The 22,996-nt window shown below is 58.5% G+C and carries 14 protein-coding genes; 3 read left to right on the top strand and 11 right to left on the bottom strand.

The annotated features are described in order from the left end of the window. Positions 1-7: 7 nt before the first annotated feature. From hybE to G5380_RS01535, 7 genes are all read right to left on the bottom strand, one after another. Entirely contained in the window at positions 8-538 is a 531-nt protein-coding gene (gene hybE, locus G5380_RS01565; RefSeq protein ID WP_247822880.1) for a hydrogenase-2 assembly chaperone, read from the bottom strand. Then, positions 520-1,050 (bottom strand): HyaD/HybD family hydrogenase maturation endopeptidase, encoded by a 531-nt coding sequence (locus G5380_RS01560; protein ID WP_421352264.1) that lies wholly within the window; start codon positions 1,048-1,050, stop codon positions 520-522. Before G5380_RS01560 ends, hybE begins: the two co-directional genes overlap by 19 nt. After that, entirely contained in the window at positions 1,050-2,753 is a 1,704-nt protein-coding gene (gene hybC / locus G5380_RS01555) for a hydrogenase 2 large subunit (RefSeq protein WP_421352263.1), read from the bottom strand. The genes G5380_RS01560 and hybC overlap by 1 nt, the downstream gene beginning before the upstream one ends. Continuing rightward, a complete protein-coding gene (gene hybB / locus G5380_RS01550) occupies positions 2,750-3,937 on the bottom strand; it encodes a Ni/Fe-hydrogenase cytochrome b subunit (protein WP_005351459.1) in 1,188 nt (395 codons plus the stop codon). The genes hybC and hybB overlap by 4 nt, the downstream gene beginning before the upstream one ends. After that, the gene (gene hybA / locus G5380_RS01545) at positions 3,930-4,976 is read right to left on the bottom strand and encodes a hydrogenase 2 operon protein HybA (RefSeq protein ID WP_118853773.1); all 1,047 of its coding nucleotides are present in this window, start codon (positions 4,974-4,976) and stop codon (positions 3,930-3,932) included. The genes hybB and hybA overlap by 8 nt, the downstream gene beginning before the upstream one ends. Before the next feature lie 2 nt (positions 4,977-4,978). Continuing rightward, positions 4,979-6,112 (bottom strand): hydrogenase 2 small subunit, encoded by a 1,134-nt coding sequence (hybO, locus tag G5380_RS01540; RefSeq protein WP_247822882.1) that lies wholly within the window; start codon positions 6,110-6,112, stop codon positions 4,979-4,981. 956 nt (positions 6,113-7,068) lie between these two features. Then, complete coding sequence (locus G5380_RS01535; RefSeq protein ID WP_421352262.1) at positions 7,069-11,097, bottom strand: ATP-binding protein; 4,029 nt, start codon at positions 11,095-11,097, stop codon at positions 7,069-7,071. A 547-nt stretch (positions 11,098-11,644) separates the two neighbouring features. Here G5380_RS01535 and G5380_RS01530 point away from each other — a divergent pair. The 3 genes from G5380_RS01530 to G5380_RS01520 all read left to right on the top strand — a co-directional run bounded on the left by G5380_RS01530 (position 11,645) and on the right by G5380_RS01520 (position 17,755). Beyond that, complete coding sequence (locus G5380_RS01530) at positions 11,645-13,261, top strand: response regulator (RefSeq protein WP_421352261.1); 1,617 nt, start codon at positions 11,645-11,647, stop codon at positions 13,259-13,261. A gap of 238 nt (positions 13,262-13,499) precedes the next feature. Continuing rightward, positions 13,500-16,412 carry an HD domain-containing phosphohydrolase gene (locus G5380_RS01525; RefSeq protein ID WP_421352260.1) on the top strand — a complete coding sequence of 971 codons (2,913 nt, stop codon included), beginning with the start codon at positions 13,500-13,502 and terminating at the stop codon, positions 16,410-16,412. Between the two features lie 302 nt (positions 16,413-16,714). Beyond that, complete coding sequence (locus tag G5380_RS01520; protein ID WP_421254754.1) at positions 16,715-17,755, top strand: diguanylate cyclase domain-containing protein; 1,041 nt, start codon at positions 16,715-16,717, stop codon at positions 17,753-17,755. Positions 17,756-17,805: 50 nt separating this feature from the next. Here the strand turns inward: G5380_RS01520 and G5380_RS01515 are convergent, their stop codons facing one another. Genes G5380_RS01515 through G5380_RS01500 form a run of 4 tightly spaced genes read right to left on the bottom strand, consistent with a single transcriptional unit; the run spans position 17,806 to position 22,936 of the window. After that, positions 17,806-18,942 (bottom strand): glycosyltransferase family 4 protein, encoded by a 1,137-nt coding sequence (locus tag G5380_RS01515; protein ID WP_421235832.1) that lies wholly within the window; start codon positions 18,940-18,942, stop codon positions 17,806-17,808. Positions 18,943-18,954: 12 nt separating this feature from the next. Next, positions 18,955-20,226, bottom strand: a complete 1,272-nt coding sequence (locus G5380_RS01510; protein ID WP_421254755.1) for a glycosyltransferase — start codon at positions 20,224-20,226, stop codon at positions 18,955-18,957. After that, positions 20,223-21,629 carry an O-antigen ligase family protein gene (locus tag G5380_RS01505; RefSeq protein WP_421352259.1) on the bottom strand — a complete coding sequence of 469 codons (1,407 nt, stop codon included), beginning with the start codon at positions 21,627-21,629 and terminating at the stop codon, positions 20,223-20,225. The genes G5380_RS01510 and G5380_RS01505 overlap by 4 nt, the downstream gene beginning before the upstream one ends. Next, positions 21,617-22,936 carry a lipopolysaccharide biosynthesis protein gene (locus G5380_RS01500; protein ID WP_421352258.1) on the bottom strand — a complete coding sequence of 440 codons (1,320 nt, stop codon included), beginning with the start codon at positions 22,934-22,936 and terminating at the stop codon, positions 21,617-21,619. Before G5380_RS01500 ends, G5380_RS01505 begins: the two co-directional genes overlap by 13 nt. Between the last annotated feature and the right edge of the window lie 60 nt (positions 22,937-22,996).

Below are 22,996 nucleotides of genomic sequence, written 5' to 3'. Positions count from 1 at the left end.
ATGCCGGTTAACCGCGCCGGGCACCGAATAGCCGTCTGCGGCCCAGATCCACGCTGCCAGCCCCTTGCTGCACCGGCAAGGAGAGCAGCATCTTGAGGGAGCTGCTCACCAGCGCCCGCCCCTCCCCGGCCCCGAGATGGGGATCGAGCGGCGACATCAGGGAGCAAGCCAGCAGCTGTCCCGTCTCGGGCAATTCACCCACCATAAAGGTCATATTGCCGCAGGGGAGCTGCAGGGCGAGTCGATCGCTGCTGCTTCGCACCGGCCAAAGCTGATCCGGCCCCGGCAGCACCACCACGCTCAGCATCCAGGGGGTGAGCACGCAGCCAAGCCACTGGTCTTCAAACAACACGCACTCCGCAACGATTGGCATGGTGGCGTGATAGAAGGGCAGCGCCTGCATCTCTTCGCGAGCGATCCGCTCGTACTGGGCTACCAGCAAGGGTGCTGGATTGGTGGCAAAACCGGCAAACTCCTGCGCTGTCTCCGGTACTCTCTCCAGCACTCTCTCAGCCTCGCTTAAATGGGACTGCGCCATAGGCCCTCCCGCGCTTGTTCAGTTTTCTCCTGCTCAGAGAGCGCAATGGCGGGCGCACCAACGGCAGCGAGCAGGGTCAAAATCCGATCCGTCGCCTCCCCCATGGCGGCTGCCACCACTGGGGTGAGGCCGATGCGGGGTTCGAGGGATTCAGGCTCGACCCCGATCAGGGTGAGCCGCTTGGGCGACTCCCCCGTCATGTGCAGCGCCGAGAGCACATCCGCCAGTCCCAGCTGATGGGGGGATATCTTGCGGCCAAACAGGGTCGGGATCTCCTCATCCTTCAGAGTCACCACTGTGCCCGGCAGATTACCGCTGCGCACCGCATCCACCAGAATGATGTGATCGCGACTGGCCATCGCTTCGAGCAGCTCCATACCGGCGGTACCGCCATCGAGCAGCTCGATGCCGGGGGCGAAACAGTAGTTGCGCCCCAACCCCTCAACGATGCGCACGCCGACGGCCTCGTCGCTCAACAGCAGGTTGCCCACGCCCAGGATCAGGATGTTCATCACAACACCTTCACCTGGGTCGTTTCGCCATTCTGGGTATCCACCACATGCACCGCACAGGACATGCAGGGGTCGAACGAGTGGATGGTGCGCACCACTTCCAGCGGCTTGGCGGGATCGGCTACCGGGGTGCCCACTAGCGCCTGCTCGTAGGGGCCGGGCTCATCATTGAAGTTGCGCGGGCCCGAGTTCCAGGTCGACGGCACCACCGCCTGATAGTTCTCGATCTTGCCGCCCTTGATGACGATCCAGTGGGAAAGCATGCCGCGCGGCGCCTCTTCAAAGCCCACCCCGCGAAACTCCTTGTCCGCCGGGATCTCGGCCTTGATATAGGCGGTGGTATCCCCCTTGCCGATGTTGTCCACCAGCGCCTTCCACTGGTGCGACAGGGTGTCTTTGAGCACACAGCAGCGCACCGCGCGACCGATGATGCGACCCATGGTGGAGTGCAGCAGTTCGGTCTTGATGGCCGAGCCGGTGAGCGCCTTGTAGATGCCGTTCAGCTGCTCGAAATGCGCTACCGTCTCCGGGTGCTTGGCGGCCAGTTTCACCAGCAAGTCTGCGAGCGGTCCCACCTCCACCACCTTGCCGTAGAAGGTGGGGGATTTGACCCAGGAGTATTTGCCGTCATCCTGCCAGCCGGTGTAATCGGGCTCGGTCTTGCCCTCCCAGGGTTTGAGCGGCTCGTCATCCTTGTACCAGGCGTGCTTGTTGCTCTCGGCGATGCCCTCCATCAGCCAGGCATCCTGATGACTCTCGATGGGGCGATAACCCGCCAGATTGCCATTCTCGATATAGCCGCCCGGCATCAGGAAGCTGCCGCCGTTACCGTCGGTGGGGAGCTCCGGCACGCTCAGGTAGTGCTTGGCACCCTGCCCCAGGTTCAGCCACTCGGGGTAGTGTGCGGCGATGATGGCAGCATCCACCTTGTAGACCTGCTCGATAAACTCGCCAAGCCGGTCGATAAAGCTCTTCACATAGAGCAGCCGCTCCAGGTTGAGCACGCTCGGTGCATCCAGATTGATGGGATTGGCCACGCCGCCCACCGCCAGATTCTGGATGTGCGGGCTCTTGCCACCGAGGATGGCGACAATACGGTTGGCATCGCGCTGACACTCCAGTGCCTGCAGGTAGTGGGCCACGGCGATGAGGTTTACCTCCGGGCTCAGCTTCATCTCCTTGTGACCCCAGTAACCGTTGGCAAAGATGCCAAGCTGGCCGCTCGCCACCAGCACGCGGATCTTGTCCTGCACCTTGGTCAACTCGTCGGCACTGTTGAGAGACCAGGTCGATACCCCCTTGAGCATGTCCGCCGCTTTTTGCGGATTGGCTTCAAGGGCCGCGGTGATGTCCACCCAGTCCAGCGCGGAGAGCTGATAGAAGTGGACGATGTGATCGTGGATGTTGTGGGCCGCGATGATGAGGTTGCGGATAAACTGGGCGTTGACCGGCACCTTGGCGCCAATGGCGTTCTCCACCGCCCGCACCGAGGCGATGGCGTGAATGGAGGTACATACCCCGCAGATGCGCTGCACAATCATCCAGGCATCGCGCGGGTCGTTGCCCTTGACGATCTCCTCCATCCCGCGCCACATGGTGCCGGACGACCAGGCTTTGGTCACTTTACCGCCTTCGATTTCGCAGTCGATACGCAGGTGCCCCTCAATGCGGGTGATGGGGTCTATGGTGATACGTTGGCTCATACGTTGGCTTTCCCTCGGGCCTGATAATCTTGGTGAACACGTTCAAGTGATGGCAGTACCGGCAAGAGCCGGATCAACAGCAAATAGGCACACACCTCGATGGCAACAAAGCCCAGGGAGATCAGCACCTCCTCCGCGGAGGGGAAGTAGTGGTAGCCATTGCCGGGGTTGAAGGCGAGCAGGGAGTAATCCAGTCGCCAGAGGGCTGCGCCCAGCAGCATGCTGAGGGCCCCCAGGAACAACATGCGCGAATCCCGGCGGCTCTTGTCCCAGTGGAACACCAGCAGCGGGAAGATCATCAGCGCAATCTCGCTCCAGAACATGATGGAGAAGCGATTGAACTCGGAGAGATACTCCGACTTGTCGTGGATGACGATCTCGGCAAAGCGCAGCGCCACAAACAGGATCAGGAAGATATCGATCACCTGGGTCAGTTTGTAGAAGAGCGACTTCTCGTTGGGGCCCCGCCCCGCCAGTCCCGCCTGCACCAGAGAGCCCTCAAATACCACGATGGAAAAACCCATGATGAAGGCGGTCAGCAGCGAAAAGACCGGCAGCAACTCGTAGCTTTGCCAGAGCGGATGGATCTTCTCCCCCGCGACGATCATCAACGAGCCCATGGAGGATTGGTGCATGGTGGGCAACAGAGCCCCCAGTGCCAGCACGAAGAACATGATCTTGTTGAGGCGAATGAGCGACGCCTTCCAGCCGAACTTCTCCAGCAGCACGGGCGCAAACTCCAGCGCCATCACCCCGATATAGATGGTCATGCAGACCGCCGTCTCGAACAGCACCGAGGAGGTGTTGAAGTGACCGGGCAGGTAGAAGTACGGCAGGTTCCAGTAACGCCCCACGTCGATGGTGATGGAGAGACCTCCGAGCGAGTAGCCAAACAGGCTCGCCAACAGGGCCGGTCGCACCAGCGGGTGATACTCGCCCCGGTTGAACACATAGACAGCCCAGGCCAGCGCCCAGCCGCCACAGGCGAAACCGGTACCGATCAAGAGATCGAACGAGATCCAGAGCCCCCAGGGGTAGCCGCCATTCAGATCGGTGACCGAACCCAGCCCGAAGACGAGGCGTTTTAAAATCAACATGCCGCACAACACGGCAAAGGGGGCCAGCACCAGCACAGGCCAGCTGACCAGCTTGCCGCCGAGGGGATGTGCCTTGTGATTACTCATGATCCTTGCCTCCCTTTGTGGTGCCCTGATCCTTGATCTGCGTACTCCCCTGATCATGGCCATCATCGTGATGGTGATCGTGACCATTCTTGGTGTTGCGGCGAATGAGCACCGAAAGGCCGGTCAGCACCACCATGGGCAGCACCATCCCCTTGTAGAGGGTGTGCTGGATATGCTCGGAGCGGGCACCGGAGGAGAGCTCCGGCAGATCGGGCATGTCGAGCTTGGTATAGGGCACCCCGGCCAGCACCAGCACCTGGGTGCCGCCCCCCTCCTTCTCGCCATAGACGTAAGGCTGGTAGTTGGGCACTTCGTGCAGGTAAGGGTCGTTGGCAGAGAGGGTCTGGCGCGGATAGGCATATTCGCTGCCCGGAGTCGCCAGCAGACGACGCTTGGCTTCAGCCATCAGCTCCTCGCGGGTGCCGAAGATCACGGCGCCGGTGGGGCACACCTCGACACACCCAGGCAACTTGCCCTGATCGATCCGCTCAAGCCCCTTCTGGTTGCAGAGCTCGCACTTGTGGATCGCCCCCAGCGGGTTGTCATAGTCATATTTGGGCACATCGAACGGGCAACCCACCATGCAGTAGCGACAGCCGGTGCAGACGCTCGGGTCGTAGTGAACGATGCCGGTCTTGGGATCTTTTTTAAGAGCCTGCACCGGACAGACAGAGACGCAGTTGGGATCGACACAGTGCATGCACTGCTTCTTGATGTAGGCGTAGCCATCCACCAGCTGATCCTTGTGCTCGCCAGTGCCGCTCTTCCACACCTGAATGATGTTGTTGGTGTAGGGGGTCAGCTTGTCGTTGTTGGACCAGGTTTGCGCCCCGGCTGGATTGGCCGGATTGCCGTTGAGGCGCTGACACTCCGCCACACAGGCCTGACAGCCGACGCAGAGGGTGGAGTCATACAACATGCCGAGCGCGCCGGGAATGGGCGGCTTGTTCTTGGCCGCCGCCAGTGCGGTGCCGGGTACGGCTGTGCCCGCCGCCAGCGCGCCGACGGAGGCAAATTTGAGGAAGTTGCGTCTGTTCACGGTTACTCCTCCCGTGATGGGGACTGCCCGGCTTCGTGGCGTTTCTGCTGGCGACCGAGTTCACGCACCGTCATCAGACTCACCCCTACCAGCACCCCGAGGGCGCCACCGATAAGGCCGGTCGCGGTGGGCGAGGTATAGCCCCCCTCCTGGATCTTCACATCCGGTTTATCCACCCTCGGAGTCGGGTTCTCTACCTTGGCAAGCTGGAAGATCCCCTTGCTAAAACCGACCCCCTGCTCGTTGCAGCCATAACAGGGGTGACCGATGCCTACCGGCCAGATGCCGCCGCCCACATCGCAGAACTCCAGAGTTGAACAGTTGCCATAGGTCTCCGGTCCTTTGCAGCCCAGATGGTAGAGACACCAACCCTGACGGTGACCCTCATCACCAAACTCCTTGGCAAAACGCCCTGCGTCAAAGTGCGGACGGCGCTCGCAGTTCTCGTGGATCAGCCGCTCATAGGCAAACAGCGGACGCTTCTTGCTATCCAGCGCCGGCAGCTTGCCGTAGGTGATGTAGTAGGCAACCGTGGTGAGGAAGTTGTGGGGATTGGGCGGGCATCCCGGGATATTGATGATCGGGGTGTCGATATTGCCGAGGGCCTCTTCCAGGCTGACCGCACCGGTCGGGTTGCCGCCGCTGGCAGGCACACCGCCCCAGGCAGCACAGGAGCCGATGGCGATCACCGCAGCCGCGTCGGCGGCAGCACGGCGAATATGGTCGACGATAGGCTCACTGGCCACCATGCAGTAGACGCCACCATCTTTGAGCGGAATGGAGCCATCCACTACCAGCACATACTTGCCTTTATAGCGCTTGATGGCGTTGTGCTTGTTCTCTTCCGCCTGATGACCAAAGGCCGCCGAGAGTACCTCGTGGTACTCCAGCGAAATGGTGTTGAGGATCAGGTTTTCGATGGTGGGGTGCGTGGCGCGCAGCAGCGATTCGGTACAACCAGTGCACTCCTGCGCCCCAATCCAGATCACCGGCGGCCGTTCGGGGCTGGTGAGCGCAGTGGCCATCTTGGCGACGGCATGCTGACTTAATCCCAGGGTTGCGGCCATCCCGGCACACAATTTCATAAAATCACGGCGATTAATCCCATGAGCCGATAAAAAATTATCCTCGACCATTCTAGTTATTCCCGTAGTGAGCACTTGTTTGGTAAATGCTTAATAGGAGAAATGCTAAGGACTCACCCACATCACAGTATTGATCTCTATCAACTTCGACCGGCTTCCCCCTATTTACATAGCGAGCCACATCACAAACAGAATTAATTACCCCCAAAGAGATATTTAGCAACTCCGTAAATTTTATGAACTTAATTGGATATTAAATAATTAATCGCCGCATATCCTCTCTTTCACTGCGAGCCAAATTAACATGATTGAAATCTTGGCTATACCGCTTATTTAACAATACTGATGCCCACCAATAAATGATCCATTGAATATATCTTTACTCATCTCATTGCATATTCCATACAGTCATCCACGGAACAACCTCCTGACTTGCCTCCCCATACCAGAACTGTCTCACGGCCAGCTACCACCGGTAGCAAGCACGGCCTGCACGGCACGGTTTACCTGCATGTCGCTTGGTTTCAGTTTGCATTTTACCTGCGCTTCAGTGCGACACGTTCTACTGCAAGCCCACACAGCACAACCCCGCTTGGCCTCCCTGCCCGTTTAACACAGCTTAATGAAAAGATGCCGCCGAGGTATGCATATCAATACGCTCCCCCCACTCTTTATTGTCTTGGATGCTGGTGAGTAAAATATCGCACTCACGGATATGTTTACGCATCATCGTGAATCTGCATTCAAATTAATGGTAAGAGAAAAGGCAAGGTGGAAGGCTGCCTGCAACATAGTGATCATATTTAACTCGTGATGCATTCGCTCATCCGGTTACAGATGTTACCGCCCACCTTCACACTATTTACCTTCACGTCACCCTGCGTAATTAACCAGAGCGTAAATATCCATATCTATCGATATAGATGATAATTGTTCTTGTTCAATGGCAACCCTAAAAAATGAGTTGGGATGACAATGAACATGACAAGCGATAAGGGTGTTAACCATCACCCAAGCAGTGGTGCCAGCAACTGCAGCGCCTTATCGAACTCGAACTCGTTGACCGCCCGGCTCACCTCTTGAAATGCAGCACGCAGCGGCAATGCACTGCCAGCCAGATCAGCCTCAATCTGCTGACAAAGCGCCAACGCCTGGGCATCGCTCTGTGCCAGTAAGGCCCCCAACTGCTGGAGTTGCGCCGCCAGCATCCCGGCATCGATGCCTCGGGAAGCGCCCATCGTCACAGGGGACACTGCCAGCGCGGCTTCCAGCCCAGACAGCAGGGGCTTCAGCTCGGCCATCAGGGATGGCAAGCGGGTTGCGACCCCTGCATCATCCCCCTCTTCACCGGCTTGCTCGAGCAGCGCCGCCTGCTCCGCCACACCGGTCGACCCTATGGTGCTGGCACTGCCCTTGAGAGTGTGAACCAGACGCTGGGCCGTGACTTTGTCATCCGAGGCCCACGCCGAGTGGAAACTGGCTTCAAACCCCTGCTGCCCGTTACAAAAGCGCTGCAACATATTGCGGTAGAGCACACTGTCGCCCCCCATCACGGCCATGCCCCGCTGCGCGTCAAGGCCGGGCACGCCTTGCCAAGGGGTCGCATCGTCAGTCACCTGCAACTTGCTGGCGGCAGCCAGAGGTCTGGCAGGTGTGATCCAGTGCGAGAGGGTCGCCAGCAACAGCGGCATATTCAAGGGTTTGGCGATATGGTCATTCATGCCTGCCGCCAGCGCCTTCTCTTTATCCCCGACCATGGTGCTGGCTGTCATGGCGATAATGGGGATCCGGGCCAGCGTCGGATCGGCGCGGATCAACCGGGTCGCGGTGTACCCGTCCATCACCGGCATCTGGCAATCCATCAGGATACCGTCAAACCCGCGATCTTGCGCCAGCAGGGCGAGCGCCTGTGCCCCATCGCAAGCACAGACCAGGGAGATCTGCTCCTTGCCCAGCAGGGCCAGCGCCACCTCCCGGTTCATGTCGTTATCATCCACCAACAGCAGACGAGCCCCCGCCAGCCCATGAGCGGGCAGCGCAACCTGATGATAGGGGCTTGCATCCGATAACGCCTCTCGTCCCACGGCATCGCCCCCCTGCGCCTTACACAATGCCTGACACAGTGCCTGCGGGGTAAACGGATGGGCCAGCACATCACACGGCGCCAACCCCAGCGCAGCAACATAGCTGGCAAGCGGTGCGGGATCGCCCGAGGTGATCAGCAAGATCGCGGGCGGCGCTGCCAGCGTGCCAACCTCCTGCAGCACCTCTGACAACCAGCTCTCCCCCTCCAGCCAGCCCAGCACAACTCGATCACAGGGTTTGCCCGCCGCGATGCCTTGATGCAGCAGTGCCAGCACTGCGGCGGGCTCGTCCGCGCAGACAAGCTCAACAGGCAGCGCCGCCAGCTGGTGGAGAATGGCCGCTCGCGAAGCAGGACACGACTCCAGCAACAGCAGACGCTGCGGCGCCAGCGGCATGGCCACACGTTGCTCTTTCTCCTTACCCTGATCCGCCAGGGTGGCGAGACAGATACGGAAGTGGAACTCGCTGCCCTGCCCCGGGGCGCTCTCCACCCGGATCTCACCGTCCATCAGTTGCACCAGATTGTTCGTGATGGCCAAACCAAGACCGGTGCCACCATATTTGCGGGTGGTCGAGCTGTCAGCCTGTTCAAAGGAGTGGAAGAGACGCTGGCACTGCTCGGCTGTCATGCCGATACCGCTATCCTGCACACTGCCCTGCAGCCAGATCTTGCCATCTCGCTCGTTACTGCGTGCCAGCCGGACAATCACCTCTCCCTGCTCGGTGAACTTGATGGCATTGCTGGTCAGGTTGAGCAGGATCTGGCCAAGCCGCAGGGGATCGCCGCACAAACGGTCAGGCAGATCAGCGGCCAGATCGAACAGCAGCGCCAGCCCCTTTTCCCGCGCCCGAAACGCCGTAAGATCCGCCAGCCACTCGAACACCTCGTTGAGCTGGAAATCCACCTTCTCCAGTTGCAACTTGCCCGCCTCCATCTTGGAAAAGTCAAGGATGTCGTTGAGGATCCCGAGCAGGTTGTTCGCCGCTCTGTCTATCTTGCTCACATAGTTGTGCTGCTCGGGGGAGAGGTTGGTTTGCAGCACCAGATGGGCCATACCGATGATGGCATTCATTGGCGTGCGGATCTCATGGCTCATGTTGGCCAAAAATTCGCTCTTGGTTCGGGTGGCATCTTCGGCGATCTGCCTAGCTTCTAGCATGGCGGCCTCAGCCTGCTTGCGGTCGCTGAAATCGAAGATGATCCCGTCCAGATAGATGGCCTTACCCTCGGCATCATAGGTGGCGAGTCCGATGGAGTAGACCCAGCGGAGCTGACCCCAGCGATCGAAGATGCGGTACTCGTTGATGTATTGCCGGTGTTCGGCAATGGCCTCGATGGTGTTGCGGTTGCTCAGTTCGAGGTCATCGGGATGGATCAAGTCACCAAAATCGCGGCTGTTATCGACAAAATCGCTGGCGGGATAGCCGGTTAATTTTTCCGCCTCGTCGCTGACGAACAACATGGTCCAGGGATGATGAGGCAAGCAGCGATAGACCATACCCGGTACGTTGCGCACCATGGACTGGATCCGCTGCTCGCTCTCGTGCAGCCGCTGGCGATCTGCCGCTATCCGGTCATGAGCCTCCCGCATGGCCTGCTCGGCGGCACGGATCGGGGTGATGTCGACCAAGCTGCCGACCGCACCGCTTCGCTCGCTCTCGGCAAGCTCGATCCCCGAGAGAAAATAGAGCATGTCCAGAGGACGGCCATCCGGCGAAAACAGGCGCACCTCATGCTGCGTTCTGGCCTGACTGCCCGCCACCCTTTGCAAGGTGTTACCCTCATCCACCGCATCCAGTCCGGCCAGTTGCGGCAACTCCGCCAGCCGCTTGCCTTCGACCGGCCGGGCGCCACCAAATGCGCTGGTAAAGGCGCGATTCACCCCCAGCAGGCGCCCCTGATTGTCGGTATAGAAGAGAGGATGTGGCAGGGTATCGATCAACGCCTGCTGGAAGGCAAACTGCTCGTTGCGCTCGCGAATGCTGCGGCGACGCAACATCCGCCCCTGCCAGAGCAGGGCCGAGCTCAGACATATCAACAGGGCGGTGCCGAACAAGGCCACTCGCCGCCATCCTGACACGGCCTGTTCCACATTGCCCAACAGCAGCAGCGTCCACAGCCCTTTGGCATCGTGCCACTCGATATGCATGCGGCTCACCAGATAGCTATCTTTCCCTATCCGAACTTCACTGCCATCGAGTGCAGGCAGGATCACCGGTTTGCGATCCGGGGCAAAGTAGTGTCCATATAGGCGAGAGGCAAAGAGCTGCTGTTGCCTGGCGGCAGAGTTCGGTCCCACCACCGCCATTTGCCAATCGCTCTTGTTGCTGGCCATCACCACTCCATCTGGCGAGACCAGCAAACCGATGGTATCGCCCCACCCGGCCAGAAAGGTATCGAGCAGCGCCATCTCGTAACGCGCCACCACCACCCCAGTAATGTCGCTTCCTTGCGCCCGATCGTGAGAGACTGGCGCCGCCACATAGATCATCCGCTTGCCGGTATTGAGGCTAACCCCGGCATCTACTGTTTCCAGCCCCTTGAGCCCTTGCCTGAAGTAGGAGCGAAACGACACATCCTGCCCGACGACATGGCGGCCAAGCGCATCCCAATCACGGACAATCACCCCTGCTTTATTGGTAACAAAGGCATGATTGGCCTTCACCCCCTGCGCCAACACCTGCAGAGCTTCGCTCGGGCTCAGCTCCCCCCGCTCGAGCAGTGACGATTGCTGGATCTCGCGGTTGAGGCGGCCAGCCAGTTGCACCGCCCCCATCCCCTTGCTTGAGAGGGTCAGTTGCTGCAGATTGTCGCCCTCGCGCTGAATGCGGGTATCCAGCGACTGGCGATACTCCTGCCGCTCCAGCTCCAGATAGAAGGCATCGACCAGCGTGGCCAACATCAGGGAGAGCAACAGCACGGCAGTAATGTGCCAGAGACGCGATTTCATGGTTGACAGCATGCTCCATCGTTCTGCCTGACCATCATCAGCACCGCCTCACAGGAGAAGACGTGCAATAAAAGGCACTCACCGAGCAGCGTATTCATCAAATTGTGGCAGCCACTCTTATCATCAACCAGCAGCACCATAGGATGAGCCGCGCTCGGGGCAAGATGTTCCATATCTCGTGATTCTCCCTGCCAAGATGGAGGATGGCGACCCCTGCCAACCTTTCTCACACCATAACGGATCCCCCGACAGGCAGCCATGACAACCCGGTTGAAATGTGCGCACAACCCGACAGGAGCCAGCAACTCACAAGGGATAAATCGGATACAAGAAAAAAGTGGATATGGGGTAATGGCGGTTGTACACCATCAGAAGATGGGTCAGCACCAACGGTATGATGATATCGGATTGCTCTCTTTATCACGTTGGGTGATGAGCCCGCTTGCAGATTTATATTTCCAGCGCAAGGTAGCAGAGGTATCGGTTGACCAGGGTCATGCACCCTATATTATCATGCTCAAAATGAGCTGGCAGGATACAGCGACAGATGGGCACATCAGATAGCCATATGGACATAGCAAAAATAATTTCCGGGCCCACGCTGGTACTGGAAAAAGATAATGTGCACAGCGATGCGCTATGCAATCAGTTACGAGCCATTGGCATAAGCCAGATTACGGTGGTGGAGAGTGTCGAGGCGCTGGAACGTTGCTTGTCTGATGGCCCTGCCGCCATGATCATCTGCAATATCGATCTCGATTCGGCAAACTTGCTCACGCTGCTGAAAAATATTCGCAGTAGGGCACCTCATCACACACTGCCATTTTTGACCCTGACCTCAGGGACAGATCGCCCATTGATCGAACAATTTGTCCAGGCGAAAGTCTCTGACATTATCTTGACCCCGCTCAAGCCCGATACCCTTAAAACCAGGATCACTCGGCTGCTGTTGGCAACCAGCCAATCGCAACCCCCACTCTCGCAATTCGAATTCGGTCGTTTGCACCGTTTTTCCAACAGCGATCTGGTCGCCAGCAATCAGGACAGCCCCACCATTCTGGTGGTTGACGATGTTCCCGATAATTTGATGCTGATCACCTCGGTATTTCGCAAAGAGTTTCATCTCAAGTTGGTCAAGGATGGCGAAAAAGCGATCAGGATCTGCCAATCGGATAATCCACCCGATCTGGTGCTGCTCGATATCATGATGCCCAACCTGAACGGATTCGATGTCGCCAGAATTTTGCGTGAACATCCCCACTCAGAGCACATCCCCATCGTCTTTATGACGGCACTGGATGATATCTATTCCCGTAAACGGGCGATGAAACTGGGAGCCGTCGATTTTATCACCAAGCCGATCGACATCGAGATGCTGCGTTTTCGCATTGCCAATCTGATGCGGCTGGTGCATGCCAGAAGAGATCTGCAAAAAGAGTTCGATCAGATGCTTGAGCTCAATACGCTCAAAGAGAGCCTCGAGTTCAATATCCGCTATGAAATTCGGGAGCCCCTGCTCAACGCGCTACACCTGCTGGAAGAGCTGGCGGCCGACTCATCGCTCAACATGCTCCAAAAAACCCAGCTATCCATCACCAGAAAATCTGTAGGCGATGCACTGGCATTGACCCGGCTGGCCAGCGAGATTTACCAGATTGAAACCGGCACCTTTGTTTTGAAAGCGGGTAAAGTCCAGCTCTTTAATATTTTCAACCGGCTTTCGGTGCAATTCAAAAATCTCTATGCCGAGAAAAAGCTCGATATCAAGCTGACCAAACCCAAAAATTACCTCTATGACGAGCTATTCATCGCAGGTGACGAATTTCTCTGTTATTCCGCGTTTCAAATATTGACACGGCTCGCTTGTGAGCATGCGGCGCCCTCCTCCTGCGTGGAAATTGTCTGTCTGAAATACCCCGACAGCATTATTTTAAATATTGATAGCTCGACCTTGCTGGATATCAACAATGTCCTCTCTCTGTTCGACAGATTCCCATCCTATAATAACAACAAAGAAGCACACAGTCACAATGGCTATCATGGCAAAATCATGCTGGAAGCCCATGGCGCCACCGTTACTGTGTCGCTGGATGAAGAAACCAGGCTGCTGAATATCTCGGCGCACTTCCCGCAAAAAGAGGGTTTCAATCCATATCCAGAGTGAAAAGAATCACGATCACAGAACTCTGCGGTAACATCGCCGTGGATCATTTTTGGCTACTACGATGGGTGAATAAAAAAAGGATTTATCACCCCTTTCCATTTATCGTCATCTGGTGGTTTACGCAACGGGGTCTCTTTAATTCAAGCAGCAAGGGCGAACACCATGAAGCTACCCATTATCCTGTTGGGTTATCTCATTTATACCCCACTCAACAAACCCATCCATTTAAGGAGATAACATGAGTCTCATTCGCCGCGTTATCCCCTTGTATGTTCATATTGCCCATCTGTTTCTGGGTTTATTGCTGGTGTTTGCCTTGATCACTCTTGGTCACCAATATCGGCAAACCAAAACCATGCTGATGAAAGAGGCTGAAGACAGATTCACCCTGATTGGCCAAATCACCACTCAGGCTTTAGAAGGGCTGTTCAGCACCTCAGCTTTAAGCGTCAATCTGCTCGCCCAACAGCGCCTGACCGAAGCCAAGACCCTGTCAGAGCGAATGGCCAGCCTTCCCTACATGACAACCCTGCTCAAAGGACAACCTTCTGCCAACGCGGTGTATGCCGGTTACAACAACGGCGATCTATTCTGGCTCATGCGCTGGCCTGCCGACACCGAGGTACAACACCTAACGCCGCCCGCCAATACCCGCTGGATCGTGAAGAGCATCCGGCATCAAGAGGCAACCACTCTTACGGAGACCTTCGCGCTGGCCGACAATCTCACCATCATTGAACGGCAAGAGGAATCAGGACAATTTTTTGATCCAATAGAGCATCCATGGTTTATTCAGGCCAAGCAGAGTGGACAGTTGGTGCAATCTCCTCTCTATATCTCGCACGATACTCAGGAGATGTACCTGAGTTTTGCCGAACCAATGCAAAATGGGGCTGGCGTCATAGGGATGAGCCTGAACCTCCGAGCTATCGAGCGCCTGCTCAAATCCGCCAAGATAACCCCCAATATGCGTCTAGCCATCGTCAATGAGCAGGGCGAGCTAATGACAAGTCATAAAGGTGGGATGCTGATTCATGAACATGGCGCTTATCGACTTGCAAGAGTGACCGAAGCCGACCTGCCTATGATCCAACACTTGATGAATGCCAGTCAGAATCAGAAGGCAGATAGTCTTTCCTTTGAGTCAGAGGGCAATGATTGGCAAGGAATGCGTATCACTTTACCGGAAGCCGATGGGTCAAAATTAACCCTCTGGATTGCAGCACCTGTCGATGAGTTGCTGGCCACCGCCTTCACCATTCGCAATCAGACCTTCCTTCTGTCGGGCATCTTCCTGATCTTTGCCCTGTTCGCGGCCATCAAGCTGGCCAGAACCGCCGCCAGGCCCCTTGATGCCCTGACGCAAGAGACGGAGAAAATTGCCAGCTTCGACTTCAACGACCCGGTCAGGGTCAACACCTATATTGCCGAAATCATCGATCTCTCCCGAGCCATGGGCGACATGAAATCGACCATCCAGCGCTTTTTGCAGCTTTCCACCTCCCTCTCCAGCGAGACCAGTTTCCCCCGCTTGCTGGTGCGGCTGCTCACCGAAATGCAGCAACTGACCGGTGCAACAGGCTGCATGCTCTACCTCTCCGATAGCGGCAACAAGACGCTGGATCTGGCAGGGTTGTGCTGGAATGGCGAGGTGCAGGAGCAAACGCCGATCCACAGTATCGGAACGCTCAATCAGCCAAAACATCCACTGTTCCAGAGCTTGCAAGGAGTAGAACTGGAACCCGTTGCGTTGGTCACCAGCGAATTGCAGATCCTGTTTCCCTACATTGAGGAGAGCGACACGCCGCTGACCTTCTGGCCGATTGCCCTGAAAAACCGTGATGGCCAACTGCTCGGCACCCTGGTTTTTCTGATCGATGAACGGAAGAAGTCCCTGACCCCGCAGCGGATGGCATTTGTCAACGCGCTCTCTTCCACCGCCGCCGTGGCACTCACCACCCAGCGGCTGCTGGAGGAGCAGCGCAATCTGCTGGAGGCCTTTATCCAGCTCATCGCAGGGGCCATCGATGCCAAGAGCCCCTATACCGGTGGCCACTGTCAGCGAGTTCCCGAACTGACCAAGATGCTGGCAGAAGCGGCATGTGAGGCCAAGGAGGGCCCCTTCCAACACTTTTCGCTCGATGAAAAACAGTGGGAAGCAATACATATCGCGGCTTGGCTGCACGATTGCGGCAAAGTCACCACTCCGGAGTTTGTGGTCGACAAGGCCACCAAGCTGGAAACCCTGTGCGATCGCATTCACGAGGTCAGGATGCGCTTTGAAGTGCTGAAACGGGATGCCGAGATTGCCTACTGGCAGGCACGTCTCCATGGGGGTGATGAGGCCACGTTACAGGCCACGCTGCAACAGCAGTGGCAACAGCTGGATGAGGAGTTTGCCTTTATCGCCCGTTGCAACGAAGGGGGCGAATTTATGGCCACAGAGGATATTGCAAGGCTGCTGCAGATCGCGGGCCGCACCTGGCAGCGCACGCTCTCCGATCGGATTGGGATCTCTCAGGATGAACTGGCGCGCAAACAGCGGGCCGCGGAGTCACCGCTGCCGGTCACCGAACCCTTGTTGGCCGATCGCCCGGATCACCTCTTCACCCGCAGCAACCGCGACCGCCTTGCCCCTGACAACCCTTGGGGATTTCAGGTCAACACCCCTGAATACCTCTATAACCGCGGCGAGCTCTACAACCTCGCCATCCGCCGGGGCACCCTCACAGATGAGGAGCGCTACAAGATCAACGAGCACATGATCCAGACCATCATCATGCTCGAAAAACTCCCCTTCCCCGCCAACCTGAAACAGGTGCCGGAAATCGCAGGGGGACACCATGAGAAGATGGATGGCACTGGTTATCCCAAGCGGCTGAAACGGGACGAGATGAGCATCCCTGCCCGGATGATGGCCATCGCCGATATCTTCGAGGCGCTGACCGCCGGCGATCGCCCCTACAAGAAAGCCAAATCTCTCTCGGAGGCCATCCGCATCATGGGATTCATGCAACAGGATCACCATATCGACCCCGAGCTGTTTGCGCTCTTTCTCCGCTCTGGCGTCTTCCTGCGCTATGCCAAGCGTTACATGAGCCCGGAGCTCATTGACGAGGTGGATATCAGCCCCTATCTCGCCAGCCATTGATCGCCGCGAGGCACTCTGGGTTACCTGATGCCTGCAGTCTGGGGATCTGCATGCAGACCCGCCGTCTTGTCACCGGTGGTCACCCCGATGCGTAATAGAGATGGGGAGGATATGCACCGGACAGCCATGCTAATCCTCTCCATGGCACCTTGTTCTGACTGACCTTACGGACACTTGCCAATAACGGTGATCGAACAAAAAAACGAGAAAAATCAAGATAGATAGCCAATTAAAATGACATAATTGACTATAGTTCAATCGAACGTTTGAAAAACGTGACCACTTCACATGGGCCCAGCGCAATGACCACTGAACGGGAACAGTTGATCCGCTCACTGTTTGATGAGTACATCGAGATGTATTCATCACGGGATGATCGGCTCACCACGCGGTTTAGCGACAATTTCAGCGGTTTTGCCGGCAGCAGTGATGTTCTGGTTACCGATAGGGATGAGTGGATCCGGATAACCCGCCGCGATTTTGCCCAGATCCCGAACGAGATCCGCCTGGAAACACTCGATGTAACCCTGCAAGATCTGGCCGCTGATGTGGTAGCAGTCACCGCCTTCTTTCATATCCATCTACCGAAATCAGAACCTATCCTCTCCCGCAGAACCGCCAGACTGGTATTGATTTTTCGACACGAAGCCATGGCGTGGAAAATTGCGCACAGCAGTATCTCCATCCCTTACAGTGCGGCTCGGGAAAGCGAAATTTACCCGATGACCAGTCTGGAGGAGCGCCAACATGAGCTGGAGCTCATTATCGAGCTCAGAACCAAGGAGCTGGCGGAAGCGAACCGGAAACTGGAAGCGCTCAGCAATACCGACGGGCTAACCAATATCGGCAACCGTCGTCTGTTCGACAACTCATTGAACCAGGCCTGGAAGCGCTGCATTCAGACAGAGATGCCGATTGCGCTCATCATGCTCGACATCGATCATTTCAAGCAGTTCAACGACCTCTATGGCCACGTTGCCGGTGACGAGTGCCTTCGATTGCTGGCCCATACCCTGGCGCAATCCGGGCGCCGCTCGGAGGAGTTGGTGGCCCGCTACGGCGGAGAGGAATTTGTCATCCTGCTGCCACATGTCGAGCGTCAATCCGCCTATGAAATTGCCCAACATATCCAGCGGCTGATTTTTGCACTGGCGCAGCCACACGCACAAAATGCCAACGGTCTGGTGACAGTTAGCATGGGTGTTGCCTGCCTCAGACCATCGAGTCACTGGCAGCCATCTGAACTGGTCAAACTGGCTGATGCTGCGCTCTACACCGCCAAATCATCCGGCCGTAACTGCATCAGAGTGGCGGAGTCACCCAGCCTCCCGCAACCAGTCTGACCATAAGTCCCTCATACGCCACCATCCTTCCCGTGGGGAATCACTGCGCGCTAACCATGCACGGCAAGGCTCAACGCATCCCATCGCAACATGCCTTCCCACTGATCCAGTGTGCTTTGATAGGTATCTGCCGCGTTGTAATGGACCATGGCATGCAGGCGGGCATGATGGCCAAGTCGCTTGACCACGTCGGGCATGGTGTTGAGGCTGGCCAGCACCTGCGCCAGATCGCCGGGATCGTTTGGCTGATATTTGCGGCAATTCACGTCATCGGTGAGGTGTCGATCCCACCAGGCCCCATCGGCCGGGATCACTACGCATAATCCTGCCGCCATGGCCTCCAGAATGGAGAGGCCAAAGGGCTCCTGATGACTGGTGGAGACAAAAATGCCGCATTGAGCTCGGATCTCGTCAAGATTGGCGGGGTTGGCATACCAATAGGTGTCTGGCAGTTGTGGCTGGGGCTGGCTGCAGGGTTGCAGTGTGCCCTTGGGCTGCAGATAGCACACCATCAGCTCGGGGCGAGCGTCAGGGATCAGTTGATGGGCGGCCAGCATGGTCTCCAGTCCCTTCCAGCGCAGCAACGAGGCCGCCCACAAAATACGAGGCCCCCCCAGAGTCGCTTTGGGCCAATCAATCTCGCTCAAACCATTGGTAAATGGCTGCCAGTGTGACGGGAACTCGGTCTCGCCAAGCCGGGCCAGCAATGCCGCCAGGGAGCTGCGGGTTGATTCCAGATAAAACACAAAACTCGCCCGTTGCAATGCTCTGGCAGAGAGCCCCGAGCACCCCACAGGGCCATGGATCAGCTGAACCACCCGGCACCGCAACCAGCGGGCCGCCCAGTAACAACAGAGATCCACCCCAGGCCCTGACGCCGCCACCAGGCACTTCACCTCCCCCAGACGCAACACCAGCCAGAGGATCAGCAAGGTTTGCCACCCCTGTTTGAGCAGATAGCCGATGCCGGACTCCCGCCCCTTCAATATGTGGGGCAGCCAAAGGGAATGATGCTCACAGCGGGGCCAGGAGTCGGGATCCTGGGTCAACACATGGCATGTGAGCCCGGGCATCCGCTTGGCCAACTCATCGAGCAGCACTTCGGTCGCAACCTTGGAGCCACCGCGAAACGGGATGGGATCCACGACGATGATCTTTCCAAACACCGGCTCAGTTTGCATGCTCATCTTGCTGCTCCCTTACTCTGGCACCTTGCGGCGACCAAACCCCAGTTGCACTCTTTGCGCCACTTTTGCCATCCCACTCGCCAGCATATTGCGACCTCTGGCAAGGAGTCGTTGCCCCGCCCAGTGAATGAGCGGTCGGAAGGGTGTGGGGGCCGTGGCGTGCCAACGACCAGCCAGCGCGGCGTCCCACACCGCCGTGACCCCGTCAACGTAGCGCGCCACCGTGAACAACTGTGCGGCATGCAGCTGAGCTGCCCGCCCCATCGCACATCGGGGTTGAGGATTACTCAATTGCCGCCAGTGATCAGCCATCTCGGCCCAATCCCCCGGGGTTGCCAGCAAGCCGGTCACCCCCTCCTCCACTACTTCGGGGATACCGCCCACTCGGTAGGCACTGACCGGGAGCCCCAACATGCCCGCCTCCGCCAACGTCAGACCAAACACCTCCTCACGGGCTCCGGAGACCAGCAGATCCACCCCGCCCCGCAAGATAGCGGCACTGTCTGGTCGCTCGCCGAGAAAGTGGACCCGCTCGGCCACCCCGAGCTCGACAGCCAACGCCATCAATGCTTCCCGCTCCGGACCGCTGCCAATAATCAGCAACTGAGCCTCCTCCCCCGATGCCATCAGGGCAGCCAGCGAGCGGATCAGCAGATCAATCCCCTTGCGTTTGATCAATGAGCCGACGGTTGCGATGATCATATCCCCCGGTGGCAAGCCCAGCATGCCGACGACCGGCCAGTGAGCACCGCCATTCAGGCGAGCGGCATCCACCCCGTTGGGTACCCGGATCAACCGCTCGGCCGCGCAGCCATCCTGGCGCCAGCCGGTCAATACCGGCTCGCTCACCCCGATCAGCACGCTTGCCTGATGAACCCGCAGGCTGAACCTGTCTCTGGGCTGGTAACGGGCATGGAGGTGGCACACCAGCGGTACCTGCAACACTCGACAGACCCCCACCAGCCACTGACAAGGGGCCGCGCTGTTGGCATGCACCAGCTCAATCTGCCGCTCGGTGATGAGCTCTCTGGCTCGCCGGGAGAGGCGCCGATGGGCCGCAAGATCAAAACGTGGCGCCTGCCATCCCAGCAGCAGGCTGAACGGCTCGACCATGGTTTCTACCCCGAGGGTGGCCGCCTCTGCTGCCAGCGTCGGGCTATTGCACCAGAGCAACGGCGTAAAGCGGCTGCGATCGAGGTGGGCCAGCAGATCCAGCAGACAGCGTTCGCTGCCGCGGATCCAGTCCTCTCCGTAGTGAACCAGCAAAACAGGGGTTGCGTTCATCCTCTTGCTCCCTTTGGTGGCACTGCCGGCAACCGGGTTGCCTCCTGATGATCCTCAGCGGTGGCCTGCACCTCTGTGGCCGCCTGCTGCACGTACTTGATGGCGGCGACGGCCAGCGCCAATTCCAGATAGATGGGCCAGGTAAACCCTTGGGTCAGGAAGGATCCCGAAATCACAAACCCCACCATGCTGGCCATCACCCCCTGCATCGCCGTGATCACTGCAGGAGGCATGCCAGCAAGCTGGCAACGCCAGCAACTACGCAGGGTCACCGTCACCATGCCGATAAACAGCGCCAGCCCGACAAAGCCGGTTTCAGCCAGCACCCCGAACCAGGTGGAGTGCACCGCATGATTGAGTCCATCCCAATGGGGGCTGTAGAAGAAGTAGTTGTAATAGAAATTGGACAAGCCCACCCCCACCAGCGGATGGCCCAGCGCCATGCCCCAGGCCGCTTGCCAGGCGTAGATCCGCCCCATGGCCGAGGCATCGACCCCACTCTCGGCGGCGCCGCCAGATGCCCGGTCGCTGATCCCGGCGGCGGCAAACAGCACCGCCAGCGCGACCATCCCCATCGAGATCAACAGGGTTTTCGACTTCACCCGCTGCCAGGCAAACAGGCCGCTGACCGCACACACGCCAAGCAAACCACCGCGGCTCTGAGTGGCAATAATGGCGGCCGCAGTCAGCGCAAAGCCGAGCCCCCCCAGTAAACGCCCCCCCACCCCATTGCCATGATTGAGCAGCAAGCTCAGCGAAAAACCGGCAGGAAAGAGCAGCACCAGCGCCAGATCGTTGGGATCCCCCAGCACAGAGCCCAGCTCGCGCCCTATGGTTACCCGGGTCCCCTCCACCAGCCCGATCCCGCTCGCCTTGTTGTAGAGGGCCACCAGCGCCACCAGACAGCCCGCCACCACAAAGGTGCGCACCGCCAGCGCAAAATCCCCCGGAGTGCGCACCAGCCAGGCGGTGGCCAGGGTCATCAGATAGATCTTGCTATAGCTGCCAGTCCAAGTGGCGATCGCCTCGCCCCGGTTGCTGGCAAACAGCACACCGATGGAGACCATCACAAAGAAGGCCGTCAGCCAGCTCAGGGCAGGACTCCAGTAGGGCTTGATCCGGCCGGTCAGCAAAATGTGCCAGACCAGTGCACCGATGGCGGCCAGCGAGAAGAGCAGCGGGATCTTGAGGGGATAGAGCTGGGGGAACACTTCATGCAGCCGAAAGAAGGAGAAAGTGACAAACCCCAGCACCATCAAGAAGGGCCAGCGCAGGGCAAACCAGATGGCGGGAATGGCAAGGCCGAGCACCGGTAGCAGCAAGGGATGGGGCAGCCGCCACCAGAGCAGGGCCAGCACCAGACAGATGGCGCTTGCCCAGATCGCTGGCGTTAGACGAGCCATGATCCTGCCCACCATTGGCCGAGCCAGACCATCGCCAGCGCCCCGAGCGAACTGGCCCAGAGGGTCGAGAGGCGATACGGCAGCGGCAGCAACCGCTGGCTCACCAGATAAAAGGCGAGCGCCCGCACCAGATAGACCAGCAGCAGGGTCCAGATCACCCCGGCAACCCCGAAGGGGGGGATGGCGAGCAGAAAGCCTGCGACCCCAAGGGCGCTGCAGCCCAGATTGATCACCATCTGGGCATTGCTCTTCTCGCCGCTAAAGCAGCCGACATTGAGCAAGTCCGAAACATTGCGCACCGCCATACCCAGCACCAGCAGCGGAATATAGGCGATCGCCCCGTGATAGCTCTCCGGGGTCAGCCAGCGAATGAGCAAGGGGGCGGTGAGCCCGACAATCCCCGCGGTGACAAACCCCAGCACCGACCCCATCACGCTGTAGTGGGCATTGAGTCGCAGTCCATCCGGCTCGCGCAACAGCATGAAACGGCGGGGATACCACCAGAGAGCAAAGGGTTGCAGCAACAACCCCACCGCCAGCGCCAGCTTGCCCGCCACCGCGTAGTAGGCGAGCAGCGCCTCCCCCACCACATCGGCCAGCAGCCAGCGATCCAGTCCGCTCAGGGCAAAGCCTGCCAGCCCGCTCACCACCAGGGGCAATCCATAGCGCAGCAGCGGCCGATAGTGCTCCCAGTCAAAGCGGATCCCGCTATCTCGCCACTGCCAGAGGCTCAGCAGCAGCGCCAGAGCGATGCAGGTCAGGGTGCCGGAAGCCAGCACCCCGCTCACGCCCCAACCGAGCCAGAGCCACCAGCCGGTCAGCACCGACTGGATCACCGCCTTGCCTGCGGTCGCCACGAAAAAGAGCCGCGCCTGATTGCGCATCCGCAGCCATGCCAGCGGAACGCCGATCACCCCTTCAAACGGCAGGGCGCAAAGCACCCAGCGCACATCCGCAAGACGGGTTTCCACCGGCAGCCAGGCTTGTACCACAGGTGCCAGCAGCCAGAGCAGCACCAGACTGGCCAAGGCGATCAGCCAGACCAGCCCAAACATGCGGGCCACCACCTGCTGGCGCTCCTGCTCATCTTTCGCCAGTCCGGCAAAGCGGTAGAGGGCATCCACCAGCCCGAAGCCAAGGATCAGGGAGCCCAGATTGATGAGGGTCAGCAGCACCTCCAGCTGGCCGTATTCACGAGGCAGCAGCTGATGGGTCAGCACCGGCAGCATCAGCAGGGAGATCCCCTTCATCAAGAGCAAGCCACCGGCGTAATAAAGTATGGCAATCTGGTTCACACCAAGTTTCATAGGGCCTCCCAGCCACCCGAAGCATCCCGCTCCGGGTCAGCTACCGCTAATGCAAAACCC

The organism is Aeromonas sp. 604443 (assembly GCF_049170315.1).
GTDB classification, from domain to species: Bacteria; Pseudomonadota; Gammaproteobacteria; order Enterobacterales; family Aeromonadaceae; genus Aeromonas; species Aeromonas veronii_A.
The sequence above is the reverse complement of the archived record's forward strand: the minus strand, read 5'-3'. Positions and strand labels throughout refer to the sequence as shown.